Annotated in this window: 9 protein-coding genes; 6 read left to right on the top strand and 3 right to left on the bottom strand. The window is 60.9% G+C overall.

What is annotated here, in order from left to right:
* From K8U03_00110 to K8U03_00120, 3 genes are all read left to right on the top strand, one after another.
* The gene (locus K8U03_00110) at positions 1 to 2,535 is read left to right on the top strand and encodes a PPC domain-containing protein (GenBank protein ID MCE9603286.1); all 2,535 of its coding nucleotides are present in this window, start codon (positions 1 to 3) and stop codon (positions 2,533 to 2,535) included.
* An 88-nt stretch (positions 2,536 to 2,623) separates the two neighbouring features.
* The gene (locus tag K8U03_00115; GenBank protein MCE9603287.1) at positions 2,624 to 4,837 is read left to right on the top strand and encodes a DUF1549 and DUF1553 domain-containing protein; all 2,214 of its coding nucleotides are present in this window, start codon (positions 2,624 to 2,626) and stop codon (positions 4,835 to 4,837) included.
* 162 nt (positions 4,838 to 4,999) lie between these two features.
* Complete coding sequence (locus tag K8U03_00120; protein ID MCE9603288.1) at positions 5,000 to 5,428, top strand: hypothetical protein; 429 nt, start codon at positions 5,000 to 5,002, stop codon at positions 5,426 to 5,428.
* A gap of 35 nt (positions 5,429 to 5,463) precedes the next feature.
* On the opposite strand, the gene K8U03_00125 is transcribed toward K8U03_00120, so the two are convergent.
* From K8U03_00125 to K8U03_00135, 3 genes are read right to left on the bottom strand one after another with little or no spacing between them, the layout of a single operon-like run.
* Positions 5,464 to 6,906: a DUF1501 domain-containing protein gene (locus K8U03_00125; protein ID MCE9603289.1), complete on the bottom strand. Its 1,443-nt coding sequence runs from the start codon at positions 6,904 to 6,906 to the stop codon at positions 5,464 to 5,466.
* Positions 6,907 to 6,945: 39 nt separating this feature from the next.
* The gene (locus tag K8U03_00130) at positions 6,946 to 10,320 is read right to left on the bottom strand and encodes a PSD1 and planctomycete cytochrome C domain-containing protein (protein ID MCE9603290.1); all 3,375 of its coding nucleotides are present in this window, start codon (positions 10,318 to 10,320) and stop codon (positions 6,946 to 6,948) included.
* 11 nt (positions 10,321 to 10,331) lie between these two features.
* On the bottom strand, positions 10,332 to 11,111 hold the full coding sequence (locus K8U03_00135) for an FCD domain-containing protein (protein MCE9603291.1): 780 nt from the start codon (positions 11,109 to 11,111) through the stop codon (positions 10,332 to 10,334).
* A gap of 44 nt (positions 11,112 to 11,155) precedes the next feature.
* Between K8U03_00135 and K8U03_00140 the strand changes: the two genes are divergently transcribed.
* The 3 genes from K8U03_00140 to K8U03_00150 all read left to right on the top strand — a co-directional run bounded on the left by K8U03_00140 (position 11,156) and on the right by K8U03_00150 (position 18,568).
* A complete protein-coding gene (locus tag K8U03_00140) occupies positions 11,156 to 11,998 on the top strand; it encodes a hypothetical protein (GenBank protein MCE9603292.1) in 843 nt (280 codons plus the stop codon).
* 5 nt (positions 11,999 to 12,003) lie between these two features.
* Positions 12,004 to 13,089, top strand: a complete 1,086-nt coding sequence (locus K8U03_00145) for a dehydrogenase (protein ID MCE9603293.1) — start codon at positions 12,004 to 12,006, stop codon at positions 13,087 to 13,089.
* 175 nt (positions 13,090 to 13,264) lie between these two features.
* A complete protein-coding gene (locus K8U03_00150) occupies positions 13,265 to 18,568 on the top strand; it encodes a hypothetical protein (protein MCE9603294.1) in 5,304 nt (1,767 codons plus the stop codon).
* Positions 18,569 to 19,309 lie beyond the last annotated feature (741 nt).

The following is a 19,309-nucleotide window of genomic DNA, read 5'->3' on the forward strand; positions in this document are numbered from 1 at the left end:
ATGCGCTTTCGTTCGTCGGTTTTGTTTCTACTCGCGATTTCTATCTCGGCATCGACCGCCGATGCGCAGTATCAGCGGCATATCGAAGCCGTATTTCCGCGCGCCGGTCAACGAGGGACGACGATTGATCTGGAGATTCACGGGCTGTTTCTCGAAGACCCGCAAGAGGTTCTGTTTTATCGGCCCGGCATTCGCGCCGTAGCGATCGAAACCTTGCCGGATCTTTCGCAACTCGATGCCCAGGGGAAGCTCAATCCGGTCGATAAACGGATCGGCGGTCGAGCTTTCGGCGCGACCGTAAAGCAGCGGATCCGAGCGAAGGTCACGATCGACGCCGACTGCCCGATCGGCTTGCACCCGCTGCGCGTGCGAACCGGTAAAGACATCACGACGCTGTCGACGTTTTGGGTCACGCCGTTTCCCGTGCAGGCCGAAGCCGAGCCGTTCGGTGAATTGGCTCCGAACAGCGTGATCGCTCGGGCCGAAGTGTTGTCTGCACCGAACGTGACCGTCCTCGGCTACATCCTGCCGGGGCCGATCATGGATCACGACATCTATCGTGTGACGCGCAAGAAGGGGGAGCGGATCTCGGTCGAAGTGAATTCGGTCCGTCTTTCCAACATCTGGTGGGCCCGCGGAGAACTGGACCTACTCGTCAAAATCCTCGACGCATCGGGCAAAGAGCTGGCCTTGTCGGATGATACCGCGATGCTCGTGCAAGATCCGCTCGTCTCGATCTTGGCGCCGCACGACGGCGATTACTTCATCGAGATTGCGCAGAGCTTGTATTCCGATACGAGCAACTCGTTCTACACGCACTATCTGGCTCACATCGGAACCTTCGAGACGCCGCAAGCGATTTATCCTGCCGGAGGCATGGCGGGTCAGCCTCTCGACGTGACGTTGATCGGCGATCCGCTCGGGAACCGTGCTAAGAAAATATCGCTTCCCGCCGAGACGGGCGACTTCGAGCACGACTTCGGCGCGGCATATCCGCTGTCGATGCGCGTCTCGAAGTATCGGAACGTGCTGGAGTCTGCCGAGAAGAAAACGCCACCCGTAGTCAACGAGGCCGGCGAGCTTCCAGTGGCGTTGAACGGCATTATCAGTCGACCCAACGAAGTCGACGAATTCCGGCTGCGGCCGAAGAAAGATCAGGGATATCTCGTTCGCGTGTATGCCCGTTCGCTCGGCACGCCGCTCGATCCGCAAATCGACATCCGGCCCGAAGGGGCGGAAGACGCGGAAGTCACGGCGGACGACGTCGCCAACTACGAAGAGCGCGGCTTGCCGGGCGTGCCGAATGCGTTTCGCCGCCTCAGCATCATGGATCCCTCGATCGTTTGGAAGCCGAAAGGGGACGGCCCGCACATCTTCCGCATCAAGGACATCCGCAATCAAGGAGCGCCGACCTGCGTCTATCGAGTCGAAATCGAGCCGCTGGAAAATCGCGTCAACACTTACTTGGTAACGCGAAACTATTCGCGCGAATCGCCGCGCGATTCCGGCCTCGCGATCCCGCAAGGGAACCGCTGGACCTTACAGTTGGGCCTGAGCCAAGGTCAGGGCAATCCGTATCGCGACGAACTCCAACTAGTCGCCGAAGGTTTGCCGCCGGGCGTAGAAATGATTGCGCCGCCGATTCGCACGGAAGCCGGCTCGTATCCGGCGACCGTGCCGATTCAGTTCGTCGCGAAACCGGATGCCAAGCCGCAAGCGGCGTTGATTCGCGTGTTGGCTCGGCCCGCGAAGCCGGGAGTTGAATTTCATTCCCGCGCCGGACAGGCCATTCTTTACGTCGGCGACCACTTCGGGCAAAGCTCCAATTCGCTGATCGTCGATCAATACGCGCTAGCGGTGACGAACCCGGCACCATTCTCCGTCGATGTCGAAGTGCCGAAGATTCCGCTGATTCAAGACGGCGAGTTGTCGGTGAAGGTCAAGTTGCATCGAAAGCCGGGCTTCGACGAGCCGATTCAAATCGTATCGGCCTGGAACCCCGCCGGCGTAGGCTCCGAGCCGACGATGGAAATTCCCGCCGGCGTGTCGGAAGCGATCTATCGCTTCACCGCCACGACGAACGCGACGCCGGCGACATGGCAAGTCGCGATTCAAGCGCGCACGCTGCCGCGAGAACCTAAAGACGTCGCCGGAACCGGACAGCTGCAGGTGTCGTCGCCGTTTTTCAATCTCACGGTTGCGCAGCCCTATGTGCGGCTCGTGAGCGAGCCTGTGGGAATTCGCCGTGGTGCGAATGCGAAGTTCGTTTGGAAGGTGAGCCCGCAACATCCGTTCAAAGCGGTGGCGTCGGCGAAGCTTTCCGGCTTGCCGAAAGGAATTCAAGTCGCCGAGCCGCTGCCGGTGTTGAAGCCGAATGCCGACGAATTGGTGTTCGAGCTGCGAGCCGATAACGAAGCGTTGCTCGGGCAATACAAGGAGATCGGCGTCGAGCTCACGTTTCGCGAAGAAGGCCAGGAAATTCGCCAGCGCACGGGCGTCGGCGTTTTAAGAATCGATCCCGCACTTCAGAAGTAACCGCCGGCGAAAGTCGGCCGTACTACGAAATACGTCAGGTTAGTCGAACATGAAGAACGAAATGACTACGCATATTCGCCGCTTGAGCATGACGCTGGTTCACAGGGTCGTCTCGGCGCTCGCGCTCGCTTGGGGTGCGCTCTGTCCTACCTTCGTCGAAGCCGCGGCCGACGTGCCGAGCTTTCGGCAAGATGTGATGCCGGTCTTCTTCCGCGCCGGTTGCAATGCCGGGGGATGCCACGGAGCGTCGCGCGGTAAAGACGGCTTCATGCTCTCGCTTTTCGGCTACGACCCGAAAGGCGACTACTTCCGCATCACGCAGGAGATGGTCGGGCGGCGCGTGAATGTGGCGGCTCCTGAAACGAGCTTATTGCTGCTCAAGGCGACGGGGAGCGTCACGCATACCGGCGGCAAGCGCTTCGCCGTTGATAGCGATTACTACCGTACGTTGCTGGCGTGGATTCAAGCCGGCGCTCCCGACGATGCCGAGTCGGTGGCCGTGCCCGTCGAGATCACGCTCACGCCGGAGCGGATCGTGTTTCAAGGGCTCGGTACGCCGGTGCAAAGCAAAGTGACGGCCCGTTACTCCGACGGCTCGCAGCGCGACGTTACGAAGTTGTCGCTGTTTCTCACGAACAATCCGGCGACGGTCGCGATCGAAGCCGATGGCTTGGTGAAGCCGGTAAGCCGCGGCGACTCGCATGTCTTTGCCCGGTTCGATCGTTTTACGATCGGCTCGGAGATTATCGTGTTGCCGGAAAAGACGGACTTCAAGTGGTCGAATCCGCCGGCGAACAACTACATCGACCAGCTCGTATACGATCGCTTGCAGAAGCTCTATATCTTGCCGTCGGAGTTGTGCGACGACGAGACGTTCCTCCGTCGCATCTATCTCGATCTCTGCGGCATCCCGCCGACCGTGGCCGAGTATCGCAAGTTCATGGCCGATGCGAGCCCACGCAAGCGCGAAGCGCTCATCGATGAGTTGCTGGCAAGCGAGGCTTTCTCGCGCGTCTGGGCCGGGATCTGGGGCGAATGGGTGCGCTTGATCGCGAGCGGCTACATTCCCGATGCCACCGACGCCAAAGCCGCGAACACCTACGCGCAATGGATTCTCAAGCAGTTCAAGACGAACCGTCCGTTCAACGAGTTCGTCGCCGATCAGATCAAAGGCCGCGGCAGCAACCTAACCGATGCTCCGTCGAACCTCTACACGATGCTGGTGCAAGATCGCGCCTTCCGCCCGAAGGATTTCGCGGCGAATTTTGCGCAGCTCATGACCGGCATTCAGATGCAATGCGCCGAGTGCCACAATCATCCGTTCGATCGTTGGACGATGACCGATTACTACGGAAACGTCAGCTTCTTCAACGGAATTCGCCGCAAGCAGGGGGTCCAATACCGCGACTTCATCATCTACAACGACCCGACCGCCCCGCCGGCGAAGCACATCGTCGACCAACGGCCCGTCCCTGCGACCGTGCTCGGCGGCGAAGCTCCGGTTCCGCCCGATGTCGACCAACTCGAGGCCTTAGCCGCATGGCTGACCGCACCCGACAACCCGCACTTCTCCCGCAACTTCGCCAACCGCATCTGGGCCCACTTTTTCGTTCGCGGGCTCGTCGAACCGATCGACGATATGCGGATCAGCAATCCTCCGACGAACGGGCCGCTGCTCGACGCGCTGGCCGAGAAGTTCGCCGCTTCGGGCTTCAATCTCCGCTCTCTGATCCGCGATATTTGCATGTCGCGCGTGTATCAATTGTCGATCCATCCGAACGAGACGAACAAGGAAGATCGGCGGCAATTCTCGCGGCGTAGCTTGCGCCGTGCTCGTGCCGATATCTTGCTCGATTCGATCATCACGGCGACCGACGGCACGCACTCGTTCCGCTCTTGGCCGCAGGGAACGATGGCGATGGAATATCATCCTCGCGCCAGCGCGCCGACCGCCGGCGACCCGTTTCTCTCGACGTTCGGTCGTTCGAAACGGGGGAGCATCTGCGCCTGCGAAACGCGCAACGAAGTGACGATCTCGCAAACGCTGCATCTCTTGGTCGGTGATACGATGCAGAAGAACGTCGACAAGGGAACCGTCGTTCCGGACCTGATGAAGACGAAGAAGACTCCGGAAGAGATCATCGAAGAGCTTTACATCCGAGCTCTGACGCGGAAGCCGAAGCCGGAAGAGCTTAAAGCCTTGCTCGCGCTCCTTGCGCCGTCGGAAAAGCCCGACGCGCAGTTCTACAAAGATCTTTTCAGCAGCTTGCTGAACTCCAGCGAGTTCATGTTCAACCATTAAGTTTCATCGCTTGGTACGTCGATTGCAGATGGCAAGTCGGCCGGCGCGATCGGTTCGTGAAACACGATGGCTGACGCAGCCAGGCGTGCGCAACGATCGATCGTTTGCGACCGGTCACGGCGAAGTCGAGCAACCTAGTTCTAACCAAGCGAGTACGACATCATGGCCGCGAAATCGACGAACAAGAAGAGTGAGAAGAGCGAAAAGAATCTGCCCGAGGTCTCGAAACAAACGGCCGGCGGCATCGGGGGCGCCGTCCTAGGTGGAATGGTTGCCGGACCGATCGGTGCGATCGTCGGCGGCGTGGCCGGGGCGCTGGTCGGAAACTCGTCGGCCGCAGGTAAGAAACCGATCAAGAAGGCCGTCGAGAAAGTACGGGCCGAGTTGCCCGCCGCCGAAACCGTCAAAAAGCTGGCGGCGAAGGCGATGCCGACGAAGCTCCTGAGCGGGTCGGCAACCAAGAAGTCGACGACCAAGAAGTCGGCCACGAAGAAAGCCGCGAAACCGGCCACGAAGGCGAAGGCTTCGGCACCCAAGGCCGCCGCGAAGGGTGCGAAATCCGCCAAGCGCGCCGCGAAGAAGCGAGGTTAGGGAGCCCGAGGTCGAACAGGAGAACGAAAGCGTCTCTAAGCGAGAATCTCGGTGACGACATGTCCGTGGACGTCGGTGAGGCGCATGTCGCGTCCGCCGAAGCGGAACGTCAGCTTCCAATGATCGAGCCCGAGAAGGTGCAAGATGGTCGCGTGAAGGTCGTGGATCGTCGTGACGTTTTCGACCGCCTGCATGCCAAGCTCGTCGGTCGCTCCGTAGACGGTCCCCGGCTTCACCCCTCCGCCTGCCATCCAAATCGAGAATCCTTCGGGATGGTGATCGCGTCCGTCTCGCCCGGCGGAGTGGGGCGTCCGTCCGAATTCGCCGGCCCAAACGACGAGCGTCTCCTCGAGCAGGCCGCGGCGCTTGAGGTCTTTCAATAGCGCGGCGATCGCTTGATCGGTATCGAGCGCGTTCTTTTCGTGCCCTTTCTTGAGGCCGCCGTGTTGGTCCCAGGTGCCGTTCGAGGCGCCGGGCGGGCAGGTGATCTCGACGAAGCGCACGCCCGACTCGATCAAGCGCCGCGCTCGGAGGCATTGAATGCCGTATTGCCGTTGTGAAGCGATTTTGGAATCGATCCCGTACAGCGCTTGCGTCTCGCGGGTCTCGCGCGACAAGTCGACGATGTCCGGCACTAGCGATTGCATGCGATACGCCAATTCGTAGTTGCCGATCGCCGCCTCGATGGCCCGTTCGTCGCCCGAGCGATCGGCGAACGCTTTGTTCTGCCGCTGGGCCCACGCCAGCTTGGCTTCTTGGATGCGTCGGTCGTCGTTGCCGGGCCGGATGTTGTCGACCGGCGCCCCTTCGATGCGAAACTGCGAAGCTTGATTCGTGATCGGCAAAAACGCACTCGAAAACGTTTCTAAGCCGCCGCACGGCACCACGCCGAAGCTCAGCACCACGAAGTTCGGCAGGTTTCGATTCTCGCTTCCCAAGCCGTACGACACCCAGGAGCCGAGGCTGGGCCGGCCGGCGAAATTCGCACCGGTATGCAGATGCAGCACGCCGGTCGAATGGAGCGGCAAGTCCGCTTTCATCGAGCGGATCACGGCCAGGTCGTCGGCGCAAGTCGCCAGGTACGGAAACAGCGAGCTTACCGGCAGGCCCGACGCGCCGTGCTTCGCGAACTTCCACGGCGATTTCAACCAGAGCCGATCGCCGCGGGCCGTGGGATTCTTGGAGTCGGCGTAGGCTTTGCCGTCGAGTTCGTCGAGCTTCGGCTTCGGGTCGAACGAATCGACGTGCGAAACGCCGCCGTCCATGAAACAGAAAATGACGTTCTTCGCCTTCGCCGGAAAATGCGTTCGCACTGCGGCTGCTTCGTCGGCCCGAGCGCCGCGCCGCTCGTCGTCCAGCAAGCCGGCGAGCGCAACGAGTCCGAAACCGCCGGCGAAGTCTTGCAAGACCCGACGTCGCGACGTCGGCGCTTCGAGGCGGCCGGGGCAAACGTGAGGCGTTCGACGCGTAAAAGACATGGAGGTATCGCTGAAAAGTCGCTCGACGTCGGACGTCGCTTAGGGAATGTAAATGAATTCTTCGGTGATGAACAACGCATGGGCCGCATCGCGCCAGACCGGAACCGCCGTTAAGACACGCTCGTCGGCGACGCCGTGCAGCTTAGCCAACGTCTCGACCATCGCTTCGAATTGCGAACGCTCCTCGTTTGCCGGCAGGCGTCCGTAAGCGGTGCGGAACATCGCGTCGATGCGCTCGCCGGTCGAACGGTGCGAACTCTTGCAGAGCCGCTCGGCCCACACTTCGGCTTGCTGCAAGACGAAGGGATCGTTCAGCAATGCCAAGGCCTGCGCCGGCACTTGCGTCGCATCGCGACGACCCTGCGCGACTTTTCCTCCGGGTAGGTTAAACGCGCCGAGAAACTTCGGCGACTCCATCAGATTGAACTTAATGTAAACGCTCCGTCGCCCGGCTCCATCGAGCGGACCCGGAAATAATCTTCGATCGGCATTTGCTTGTTCGCGAAACGGCTGCACGCTCGAGCCGTAGAGGGTCGGATCAAGCCTTCCGGAAGCGGTTAGGATCGTGTCGCGAATCGCTTCCGCTTCCAATCGACGCGCAGGGAAATGCGAAAGCAGGCGATTTTCCGGATCGCTTTGCAAGGCCGCCGCCGACGGCGTTGCCGCAGCTTGAAACGTTTGCGACGTAACGATCAGACGAATCAACTGCTTCGTCGACCAGCCTTCTTCGACGAAGCGTGCGGCGAGATAATCGAGTAGCTCCGGATGGCTCGGCAAGTCTCCGATGCGGCCGAAGTCGTCGACCGTGCGGACGAGCCCTGCGCCGAACAAATGATGCCAGATCCGATTCACCATGACCCGAGCCGTGAGTGGGTTGTCGGCCGAGGAGATTCGCGCGGCCAATTCTAATCGCCCGCTTCCTTGGATCGAAGCAAATGCATCGTCGCCGAAGACTTCTAAATACCCTCGCGGCGCCGGCGGGCCGGGGCGTTGCCAATCGCCGCGAATGAAGATCGGCTGCTCGATGCCCGAGCCGAAGTCTCCCATGCCCGGCACGACGCGCGGCGACTGAATCTCGTTCTCGATGCGTCGATAGTCGGCGAAGAGCTGCGCGACTTCGGGAAGCGCCTGCGTCGAGTTCCGTAACAAGCCATGCTTCAATAAGGCACTCAGCCAACGAACGTCGTCATCGGTGCAAGCGTCGCTCGTCCACGCGCGCAAGGCACTGCGTACGGCGCCGGCGTAGTTACGGGCCACGTCGTCGAGCGTTTGCGGAACAGGTCCGTCGAGCAATCGGGAAAGGTGGCCGAGCGATGCTTCTGGCGGTTTCGGATCGTCGTGCAAGACGACCTGCGTGACGCCGAAATAAGAGCGGCGGTCTCCGGCCGCTTGATCCCAAGGAAGGCGGTAGTTCTGCTTGTCGCCGCCGAGCGACGAGAGTTGATCGGGAAACTTCGGATTGTCGAGCATCGTCATCAGCTCGACGTAGTTCCGCAGCGTCGCGCGCTCGTCGGGAATCGGAAACGTGATCCAAGTCGGCTCGTCGGAAGTGAGGGCTCGATAATTCTTGTAGTTCAATTGGCAATGGTTGGAGACCAGGCGCACGGCGCTGCTATGCCGTCCGACGACTTGAAAGCTCACATGCTTCCCGGTCTCGGGAAGCTGCGGCGATCGTAAGGTGCCGTTGAGTTTGTCGCTCAGTGCGTGAGTGTAATATCCGGCCGGCACGACGGATCCGACTAACGCTTCGCCCGCTCTGGCGACGACGAACTCGCCGCTCTTGGTGGGCCGCTCGCGAAACCCTTGCCCGCCGACTTCCCAGCCATGATCGCCGTCGCGCCGAAAATCGGCCCAAACAAGATGAGATTTTTCGGCTGCGAGTCTTTCTTGTTGGAGTTTTCGACGCGCGGCGACGAGCGATTGCCATTTTGCGGCGAGCATGGCGGCGTCGTCGGCCGGCTCGCGAACGAGCGTTCTCCAAACGTCGAACGGCTCGTCGACTGTCGATGTTTCCGCAGTCAGTATCTTTTGCCAAAGATCGAGCCGCTCGGCTTCTAAACCTGCGGCTAAGCGGGCCGCGTCCGTTTGTTTCCGATGGCGCGCCGCGGCGGCCTGCATATACTTCGCGACTTCCTCGGCATCGCGAGCCCAAGCGGCTGCGATGAGAGGGCGAATCTCGGCTTTCACCTCTTTCAATCGCTCGAGGGGAGCCCGATTCACCTCAGGCGTATCGATCGTATGACTGACGAGCCGCGAGCTGCGCAAGATGCCGAGTAGTGCATGGTAGTCGCGGGCCGAGATCGCGTCGATCTTGTGATCGTGGCAGCGTGCGCAGGCGACCGTGGTTGCTTGAAACGTCTTCGTCAACGTGTCGAGCTGATTGTCGACGAGGTCGTAGCCGATTTGCCGCAGTCCGATGCAATCGTCGTGGTTCACTTCGCCGAAGCGATAAAAGCCCGTGCCGATCACCGACTCGTTGAAGTGCTCGGCCGTGTTGAGACGCGGGCGAGGGAGCAGATCGCCGGCGATATGTTCGCGCACGAGCTGGTCGTAGGCAACATCGGCGTTGAAGGCGCGAATCAGATAATCGCGATAGCGCCACGCATAATGCACTTCGTAATTCCATTCGTTGCCGTGCGTCTCGCTGAAGCGGACGATATCCATCCAATGCCGAGCCCAACGCTCGCCGAAATGCGGCGACGCGAGCATGCGATCGACCATCGCCGCATATGCCGATTGCTGATCTTTGCCGGCTACGAGGGCATCGATCACGTCCTGCTTCGGTGGGAGGCCGGTCAACACGAAGCTGAGCCTGCGGGCGAGCGTGCCGAGTTCGGCATGGGGAGCGAGCGCGAGCGATTGCGATTTCAAATGGGCGGCGAGGAAGCGATCGACCGGATGGGTGCCGGCGTTCGTGTCGGAAGTTTCGGGCACCGGCGGCTTCTTCACCGGTTGCAAGCTCCACCAAGCGCGCCGTGCGCGGAGCGTTTCGCTCCAGGCGGAGTTCTCGGGTTTCACCGGTGACGCGGCGTCGGCGATGCGTGGATCCGCGGCCCCCGTCTTAATCCAGCGCTCCAAATTGGCGATCGCTTCGCTCGACAATTTTCCCTTAGGAGGCATTTGCAGCGAGTCGTCGCCGTAGCGCACGGCTTGCAGCAGCAAGCTCTTGCTTGGATCGCCGGGCACGATCGCCGGGCCGGAATCGCCGCCGCGCCGCGTGCCGTCGCGCGTATCCAAGCGTAGGTTTCCTCCGATTTTGCGAGCACTTGCCGAGTGGCATTCGTAGCAATGCTCGACCAGCACCGGACGAATGCGCTTCTCGAAGAAGTCGTGGTCGTCGGCGGCCGACGCAGGGCGCGCGGCAACCGAGACTGCGACGATCGTCATCGATAGGAATACTTGCCGACGTAACATCCGATTCTCGTTTATGTCGTCGGAGGGGTATGAATCGGATGTTGCGGCGGTTGCCGTAGGTCGCGCAGCAGGCTGTCGTAGGCCATGCTCAGATGGTCGCGCATCTCGCGCCGCGCACGTTCGGCATCGCTGTCGACGACCGCCGCGTAGATCGCCGCATGCGAGCGATCGGCGCTAGTCCGATGTTGGGCCGTCGGCGGAACGTCGAGCAAGTACGGACGTAATAGCTGCATCAAGGTCTCTTGAACCCCGGCAAGAATCGCGTTGCCCGAGAGCCGAGCCAAGGCCGTATGGAATTCGATGTCGGATGCGACATAGTCGGCCCGCGGCGCGTCGAGCGGAAGCAGCATCAGCGTTTCCAGCGCACGACGGGCCGGCAGCATTTCCTCCAGGCGACGGCGTTCGGCCGCGCGTCCGACGAGCTCCACTTCGATCAGTCGTCGAGCGTCCAGTAGTTGAAGCAAATCGTGCGACTCTCGGACCACGGTTCGTGCGAGCGCCGCATGCGCCGCATCGTTCAGCGAACTGGTGAGCGTGCGCGCCGCGGGCGAAGTCGTTTCTAAAAACGCACCGATGCGCGGCACGATCTTTACCGCCCCCTTCGCTTGCGCTTGCAGGAGGGCATCGCGCACCTGAGTCGCCTTCACTTGCAATCGTTCGGCCAGCGATCGAACGCTCGGCAACTGATCTCCGGCGCGGAGCTTTTCTTGCTCAGCGACTCGTAAAACCCTTTCCCAGACGCCGGTCGCGTCGAGCGCCGCTTCGGGGAGTCGTGAAAGTTTGGACGGCATATCTTGACAGGCCCGGCGCGAAGAGTGACGATCTGATAATCAACATGATTATCACGCCTTCGGCGGCTGTCAACCCGATGAATTTCCAAGCCCTGCGTCGATTCCGGAAGAAGCTTGCCGCTTCGGAGCCGGTCTATGGAATGTGGGTTACGTTAGAGTCGCCGAGCATCGCGGAGATCGCCGTCGGCTTGGGGCTCGATTGGATCGTGATCGATGCCGAGCATGGGCATCTCGATTGGAGTGAGATCGTGGCGCATTTGCGCGCCGTGGTGCGGAGCGACACCGTCGCCCTCGTGCGCTTGGCTGAGTTGAACGGCGGCGCCATCAAGCGCGCGCTCGATCTCGGAGCCGACGGCGTCGTGATCCCATGGGTCGAGTCGACCGAGCAACTTCGACAAGCGGTGGCGTTCTCGCAGTATCCGCCGGAAGGGAAGCGAGGCATCGGCGCAGAGCGGGCCACGGCCTGGGGGCAAGCGTTCGTCGAACACACGAGCGAAGCCAACGAGCAGGTATTGGTCGTGCCGATCTTGGAAACGGTTCGCGGCGTGGAGCAAGTGTCCGCATTGGCAACGCTCGCCGAAGTCGAGCTCTTTTTCTTCGGGCCTGCGGATCTTTCGGCCTCGGCCGGCTATCGAGGCGAATGGGAAGGGCCCGGCGTGGCGAAGCTGATCGCTGCTGCGAAAGAAGTGCTTCTCAAAAGCGGTAAGCAGTGCGGTGTGCTGGCGAAAGACACGGCCGATTTGCATCGTCGTCGCGACGAAGGGTTCCGCATGATCGGACTCGGCACCGATGCCGCGCTGTTGATCCGCAGCATTCGCCAAGGGCTCAGCGAGGTTGGGCGCGAGGCCTCGATTCGCGCCGACATTTCGTCCCCGTCGAGAGAGTAAGCCGAATGACCGCTAGTCATCAAGCAACGTCCAGGTTTCGGCTCGGGCAAACCGCGGATTTCTTTACCGACTCCGGCGAGCCTCGCTATCGGGACATGGGGAGCGGCGTTGCCGAGCACTATGCGGGGATCGAGTTATCTCGGCTCGAACGACACGAACCGGAAGTGCAAGCGGAGCAGCTGCGAGGTCTGCACGGTGTCGTCGTGCTCACGCCCCGTATTACGGCCCGAAGCTTGATGCTCGCTGATGAGTTGCTCGTCGTGGCGCGGTTCGGCGTGGGATACGACTCGGTCGATGTCGCCGCCTGCACGAATCGCGATGTCGCTCTGACGATTACGACGGGAGCGGTCGATAGGCCGGTCGCCGAAGCGACGATCGCCTGGATGTTGGCGCTCACGCATCACGTCAAAGCCAAAGATCGGCTGGTGCGCGAGGCTCGTTGGAACGAGCGCTCGCACTATATGGGCTCCGAGCTGCGCGATCGGACGTTGGGCATAGTCGGCTTCGGCGGAATCGGTAGGAAGGTGCTTGAGCTATTGCGCGGTTTCGGCATGCGTCCGCCGCTGGTGTTCGATCCGCATGTCGACGAGCGAGCGATCTCGGAGTTCGGTGCGCGACCTGCGAGTTTGCGGCAAATGCTGACCGAAGCCGACTTCGTTTCGTTGCATTGCCCGCTGACGGAATCGACGCGCGGGCTCATCGGCTCGGCCGAACTGGCGCTAATGAAGCCGAACGCTTACCTCATCAACACGGCGCGCGGCGGGATCGTCGACGAAGAGGCTCTTTATCAGGCGTTGGTTGCCAAGCGAATTGCCGGCGCGGCTCTTGATTGTTTCGACGGCGAGCCTCTTACGATGCCGCCGAGGTTCGCGGAATTCGAAAACGTGCTGCTCGCACCGCATGCGATCGCCTGGACCGATGAGCTGTTCCGCGATATCGGCCGAACGGCTTTCGGCGGTGTCGTCGAGCTTATCGAAGGACGACGGCCGCGCGGGGTCGTGAATCCGGAAGTCTTCGAGCGCCCGACCTTTCAAGCCAAGTGGCACAAGTTGCAACGGGCAGACGCCGGCCGGGTGGAAGCGCAGCGTTAATACCGACGTTAATATCGACGCCGGCCCATGTGACCGGGGCCGAGATAAGTCGGTACCCGCGAGCGAAACTGTCGCATGGCGAGGGTTCCGAGTTACAATCGTCGTCGCTGCAAGATTCGCTGCGCTAAGGTCGGCGTGAGCGAATGCTTGTCCCTAACGTAATGGAAGTCTGCCGATGAAATTTCAAGCTCAGTTGCGATATCGTTTGCTTCCGCTGCTGATGAGCATCGCTTCCGTCGCGAACGCCGCTCCGGGCGAATCGCTTCCGTCGGCAGTTCAGGAGCGGGACCTCGATCTCGCCGCTTGCCAGTCGTGGACCGGCGCGGCGACGAAAGCAGCCTCGCTCGACGACGTGTCGGGAGCGTTGGGGTTGATGGTTCCGAAGTATCCCGGCTGGGCCGCAGGCATCGTAGCGAAACCGGGAGAAGCGGAGACGTTTCTTTATCGAATCGCTCTCACGCGTCCTATTAAGCTTGGCGCGCTTTACATTCCGCGGAACTATGAAGCTCGGCTTTTGAAGGCCGACGCGCCGTATCCCGGCGATCCGAAGAATGAGACGCACTGGGTGCAACTTCATGCGCCGGCTCAAGCCGGCGGCTCGACGTTCGCTTTGGCGAGTGAAACGGAGTGCCGCGCTCTGTTGTTCCGCGAAACGATCGGCAACGGACGCTCGCACCTGCAAGGCGTGCGACTTTATACGCCGCGGCTGCATAACGTGACGCCCGACTCGCAGCCTTATGCCGCCGAAGAATATACGCCGCCGAATACGGACCATCCTACGCATCCCGCCTCGAACCTGATCACCGGACAAGGGGCCTGGAAGAACGCCGGTAAAGATCAATCGGGCCGTGTGCCGCGAGCGCCGATCAACGATCTCTTTCCGTGCGTGTTTTTGGTGAGTTGGAATGAGCCGCAACAACTTGCCGGCTTGGTCTTGAATTCCAATTTCGAGAAGTTCAGCGTCGAAGTTTTCGACGGTCCGGCCGATGTCCATCCGAAGGCGGGAACTGCGGCGGAATGGCGCGCGCTCGATGTGACCGGCGGCCCGGCGATTCCGAGCGAAGCAAAACAAACGTGGCGCTATTTGAGCTTCCCGCCGGTCGCGACGCGGGGCCTGCGATTAACCGCCGCCAAGACCGCCGAAGGGCCGCTCGCGGAAATCTCGGCGCTCCACACGCTGATCGATCTCGGGACTCGTCCGGTGCCGACGCGCTCGGTCCGCGAGTCGTCGGCGCCGATCACGATCAAGCTACCGCTGGCCGAAGCAATGAACGTTACGCTCGGAGTGAACACGCCCGATGGTCGGCGTATTAAAAATCTTGTCGTGCGCGAACCGCGCGCGGCGGGAGAGCAAGCGATCGGTTGGGATCTTAAAGACGGCGACGGCAATTTCGTCGCGCCGGGCAAATATCCTTGGACGGCGATCACCTATCCCGATTTGCGCACGCGCTACGAGATGACGGTGTATCCGAACGTCTCGCGCTACGCGCCGGAGAATTCTCCTTGGCTCAACGCCTTGAACGGCAGCGGCGGCTGGATGGCCGACCATTCGCCGCCGGTCAGTGGTTGTGCGGCGGGCGACCGTGTGTATCTCGGTTCGTATGTCGCCGAAAGCGGAGTATCGCTCATCGAATGCGATCTCAAGGGGCAGAAGCTCTGGGGGCATCATTCGTTCGCCGCTTGGACTGGCCCGCAATTTCTCGCCTCCGATGGCAAGGAAGTGTTCGTCGGCGCGAATATCTTGGATACGAGTAACGAATCGGTTTGGGCGGTCGATATGACCACGAAGGAAGTTCGCCGCCCGTTGTCGTTGGTGCCGACGTCGACGCGCCCGCGCGGCATGCGCGGCTTGGCCGTTCACGACGGCAAAATCTACATCGCCTGCCAAGGGGTGGAAAGTTATCTGACGAATGCCGCTTCGGCCGACGATGTCGACGTGGCGAAGTGCGTGCCGTTTTATCCTCCGGCCCGACCGCCTCGCGTGCAGTACGAGATCGTGCCCGACCGGCGCAACGACTTTCTCCGGCTGTTTCGTCTCCAAGGAACGCCGCCGGGAGGAGCGACGCAGTACACACTCGAACGCCTACGACCGCTCGGCATTGAAGCCGATCAGCAGCATGTCGTCGTGGCATTTCAGCGACCGGTCGCGATCGGCAGCCTTGCGTTTCCCCTGCCGCAGTTGAAGGGGGCGCGCGTCGTCGTCAGCGTGCTGAAGGGGACTGCTTCGTACCCGCCCGACGCCGAGCGGGAAGACTCTTGGACACGCTTGCCCGATCAAGCGAAGCAAGCGTGGGACGTCGTTCCGTTGCCGCCGAATACGGAGACGCGCGCTGTGCGGATCAGCTTCTTGCGCGGCGCCGCGGGCGAAGGGGATCCGTTGGCCGGCCTGCTCGAGAAACCGAAAGCAAAGAAAGAAGGTTTCGACGGCCTCGACAAACCGAAGACCGCAAAGCGCGACGACATGCTGAACTTCGGCGGCAGTTCCGAAGGAAATCCGGAATACGGGCTCGAAGGGATGAAGCTGTTGCGACGTCGCTTGGCGAACGTGGCCGGAGACGCGAAAATTAGCGTGAGCTCCGGCAAGGTCGGAACCGATGGTGTGTGGGATGCCGAGCGGACGAGCCCGCTGACGGAAAAAGATCCCGGCATCTATCTGATGCAATGGTCGCAACCGCAATCCCTGCGCGGTTTGGCGATCAAAGAGATCGACGGTGAGCTCACCAAGATCGACGTCCTAAAAGATACCGGCACGCAAGCCGTCGAGTTGCGCGGCGACGAAGGCTGGGAGACGATCGCCGAGTATCGTCAGGAACGACGCGACCATCATACCGGTTTCCCTAGCGCCAACGGCACGGCGCGCTATGTCGACGGCTATGTCGATTTCGGGCGCGATGTGTCGACCCGCGCCGTGAGGCTGCGAGTGGTCAAGCAATGGACCGATAACCTGCCCGACTCGCGCGGCATCCGCGCCGACTTAGGCGGGGTGAAGCTCGATGCTACCCGTTGCCGCATCTTCGGCGTAGCGGCACTCAAGTATCTCGGCGGCGAGCCCGCGATCGATGCCGCGGCGTTCCAACGGATCGAAATTTACGATGCCCGTTCGGGAGCCCCCGTCGGCGAAGTGCCGCTCGCACTGCCGGGGCAGATCGCGGTCGACGCGAAAGGGGAATTGCTTGCGGTCTCCGGCACGTCGATCGTGCGCGTCGATCTCAAACAAGGGAAGCACGCGAAGCTGATCGACGGATTGGAGCAGCCCACGGCACTCGCCTTGGACCGGCAGGGAAATATCTACGTCTATGAAAACGGATCGGCTCACAAGCAAGTGCGCATTTACGATCCGTCGGGCACTCTCTTGCGTTCGATCGGCAAGCCGGGCGGATTCGTCGCCGGAGCTTGGGATGCCGAGCGACTCGGCGACGTCACGGCTTTGGCGGTCGATGCGCAAAATCAGCTGTGGGTCGTCGAGAATCAATACCACCCGAAGCGCATCACCGTTTGGAGTACGAACGGCGAACTGATTCGCGAGCATCTCGGCAACACATCGTACGGCGGCGGCGGCGTGCTCGATCGCAAGGACAAGAGCCGGCTATTCTACGGCCCGATGGAATTCGAACTCGATTGGAAAACCGGACTGTCGCGGATCAAGTATCTGAATTGGCTCGGCAAGACGCCTCCGGGCGAAGTGCTACACGAAATCGACGGCAGAAGTTATCTCGTCACGCGGGCGGGCTTCGCCGAGCAACAGGTCGGCGTCGTCTATCGCTATGAACAAGGGAAGGCTCGACTCGCCGCGGCGATGGGACAAGCCGATATGTTCGAGCCGCTTAAAGAGACGAAGCTCTGGAACGAACTCGGAAACAAACCTTTGGCTCAAAGCTCGTTCTTGTGGAGCGACCTGAACGACGACGCCGAAGTGCAAGCGATCGAGGTGAAGCTGTTCGATGCGAAATCTCGCCAAGGACTCACGCTCTTCAATCGCGACTTGGGTATTCAAGGGGGTCCCACGCGATATACGGTGAAGCAGTTCTTGCCGTCGGGAGTGCCTATTTACGAGATCACGACGAATCCGAAGCTCGCAGGAATCATTTATCGACTCGACGGCGGCGGCTATCACAAGGTAGGCAATCAGATCCACGAAGTCGGACTGGCCGCCGACGGCATGACGCGCTGGACGTATCCGGTCGACGGGATGGGCGTGCAGCCGTTTAATACCACGAAGCCCTGGCGGCGCGATCAGATTACGTCGCAGTTCGGCATCGTCGGCCATGAATCGACCGGAGCGCAAGGACCCGGTGAGTTCGTGATCATTCACGCCAACACCGGTGCTTGGAACATTTGGACTCATGATGGGTTGCTCATCGGTCCGCTGTTCCGAGACTTGCGTGATCCGCAAGCGAAGCCCTGGAGTATGAAGGAGCATGCCCGCGGTAGTTGGCTCGAAGACATTACCAGCGGCCAAGAACATTTCCGCGGCCACTTCAGTCGCAACGAGCAAGACGGGAAGTATTACGCCATCGCCGGGCACAACCACATCTCGGTCCTCGAAGTCGCCGGGTTGGAGCAAGCCCAGCGGATCGGCGGAACTCTCGATATTACACCGGCCGATCTCGAGCGCGCGCAGAAGTGGGACTTGAACCGTGAGCAAGTCGAGGTCTATCAACGGGCCGCGGTCGTCGATGCCTATCGGCTGCGCAAGCCGCCGGCGATCGACGGTCGCCTCACCGGTTGGGGAGCGGCCGATGCCGCGATCTCGGGCCTCGACGACGATTACCGCTCGACGACCGGAGCCGAGTTCCGCATCGGCTACGACAAGGAATCGCTCTACTTGGCGTGGCGCGTCCGTGGCTTAGGGCCGCTTAAAAACACGGGAGAGCAATGGGAACGGCTGTTCAAGACGGGAGCCTCGGTCGACCTGCAACTGGCGACGAGCTTGGAAGCCACAGCAGATCGACAGGCTCCGGAAGTCGGCGATCTGCGGCTGTTGTTGACCTTCGTCGGCGATAAGCCGAAGGCGGTGCTTTATCGTCCGGTCGTGCCGGGCACGAAGCCGGAGAACGTCGTGCGCGTGACGTCGCCGACCGGCGAAACGACGTTCGACGAGATCAAACAACTGAACGACGTGCGACTCGTGCGCTCGGGCGATGACAAGCAGTACACGCTCGAAGCGGCGGTGCCGCTGAGCGCGTTGGGGATCAAGCCGGAGCCCGGCTTGCGATTGAAGCTGGATTGGGGGGTGCTCGTCAGCGGGCCCGACGGCAATGAAGTGATGCGGCGAATCTATTGGTCGAACAAGGCGACGCAGATCGTCGCCGACGCACCTAGCGAAGCACGCTTGCAGCCGCACCTTTGGGGGCACGTTCGCTTCCAAGACTTACGCCCCACGGCGGAAGAGCAACTAGAAACTCTCGCCGGCGACAAGAAGGCAAAAAAGAACTCCGTCGATGACTTGCTCAACGACATCAAGCCGGGAAAGAAGTAATTTCCGGCGGAGATGGAAGCGATCCGAGCTCCGATCGTCATCGCTTAAACGAAAGCGGAAAACCTGCCTGTTCGATTTAGGCTTTCCATCAACCGCGAGTCTTCAGCGATCGTAAAGACGGCTTCGTTAAGCTAGATGACGCGCCGAAGTTTCCGGCCTTTCGACTTCACGACTGAGAAGACCCAGCGACGATTCGCGAGGTCGAAGTAGCGGGCTTAGACCGGTTTTTGGAAACCGAAGTCCGACCGTATCTCTGACCAACTCCGGAATTGAACTTGGGTCTCGACGTAAACCCTTACAGCGTAAAAGTGGGCGATACAGGACTCGAACCTGTGACCCCTAGCTTGTCGAGCGATCTTGGGCCTCGACTAAAAACCGCATGATTATCGAGGAATAGTGCGATTATATCGCTCGCTTGGACTATTTCAATCTCTTTCGTGAGCGCTCATTTTCTTTCGAGAAAAACGCGTATTGGCGAAGCGACGTGTGCCGAAACGCCGTAGAAGATTTTGGCGGTGGCCGTTGCTTGATGCGGAATGATTCGAGGCAATCGTGTCGCGACTAGCGGCGTCGCGAAAGAACGAAGATCGAAAGATCATTTGCGCCGCGAAACGAGATCGGTGTATCTTGATCTCGCTCGAGCAGGCACGGCAGTAGGCCCACTCCAACCTGCGAATCCCGATGGACCGTAAAAACTTGCTCGGCAACCAGATCGACCTGCTGGCCTAGTTCGTCGCGCGA

The organism is Planctomycetia bacterium (genome assembly GCA_021413845.1).
GTDB lineage: Bacteria > Planctomycetota > Planctomycetia > Pirellulales > PNKZ01 > PNKZ01.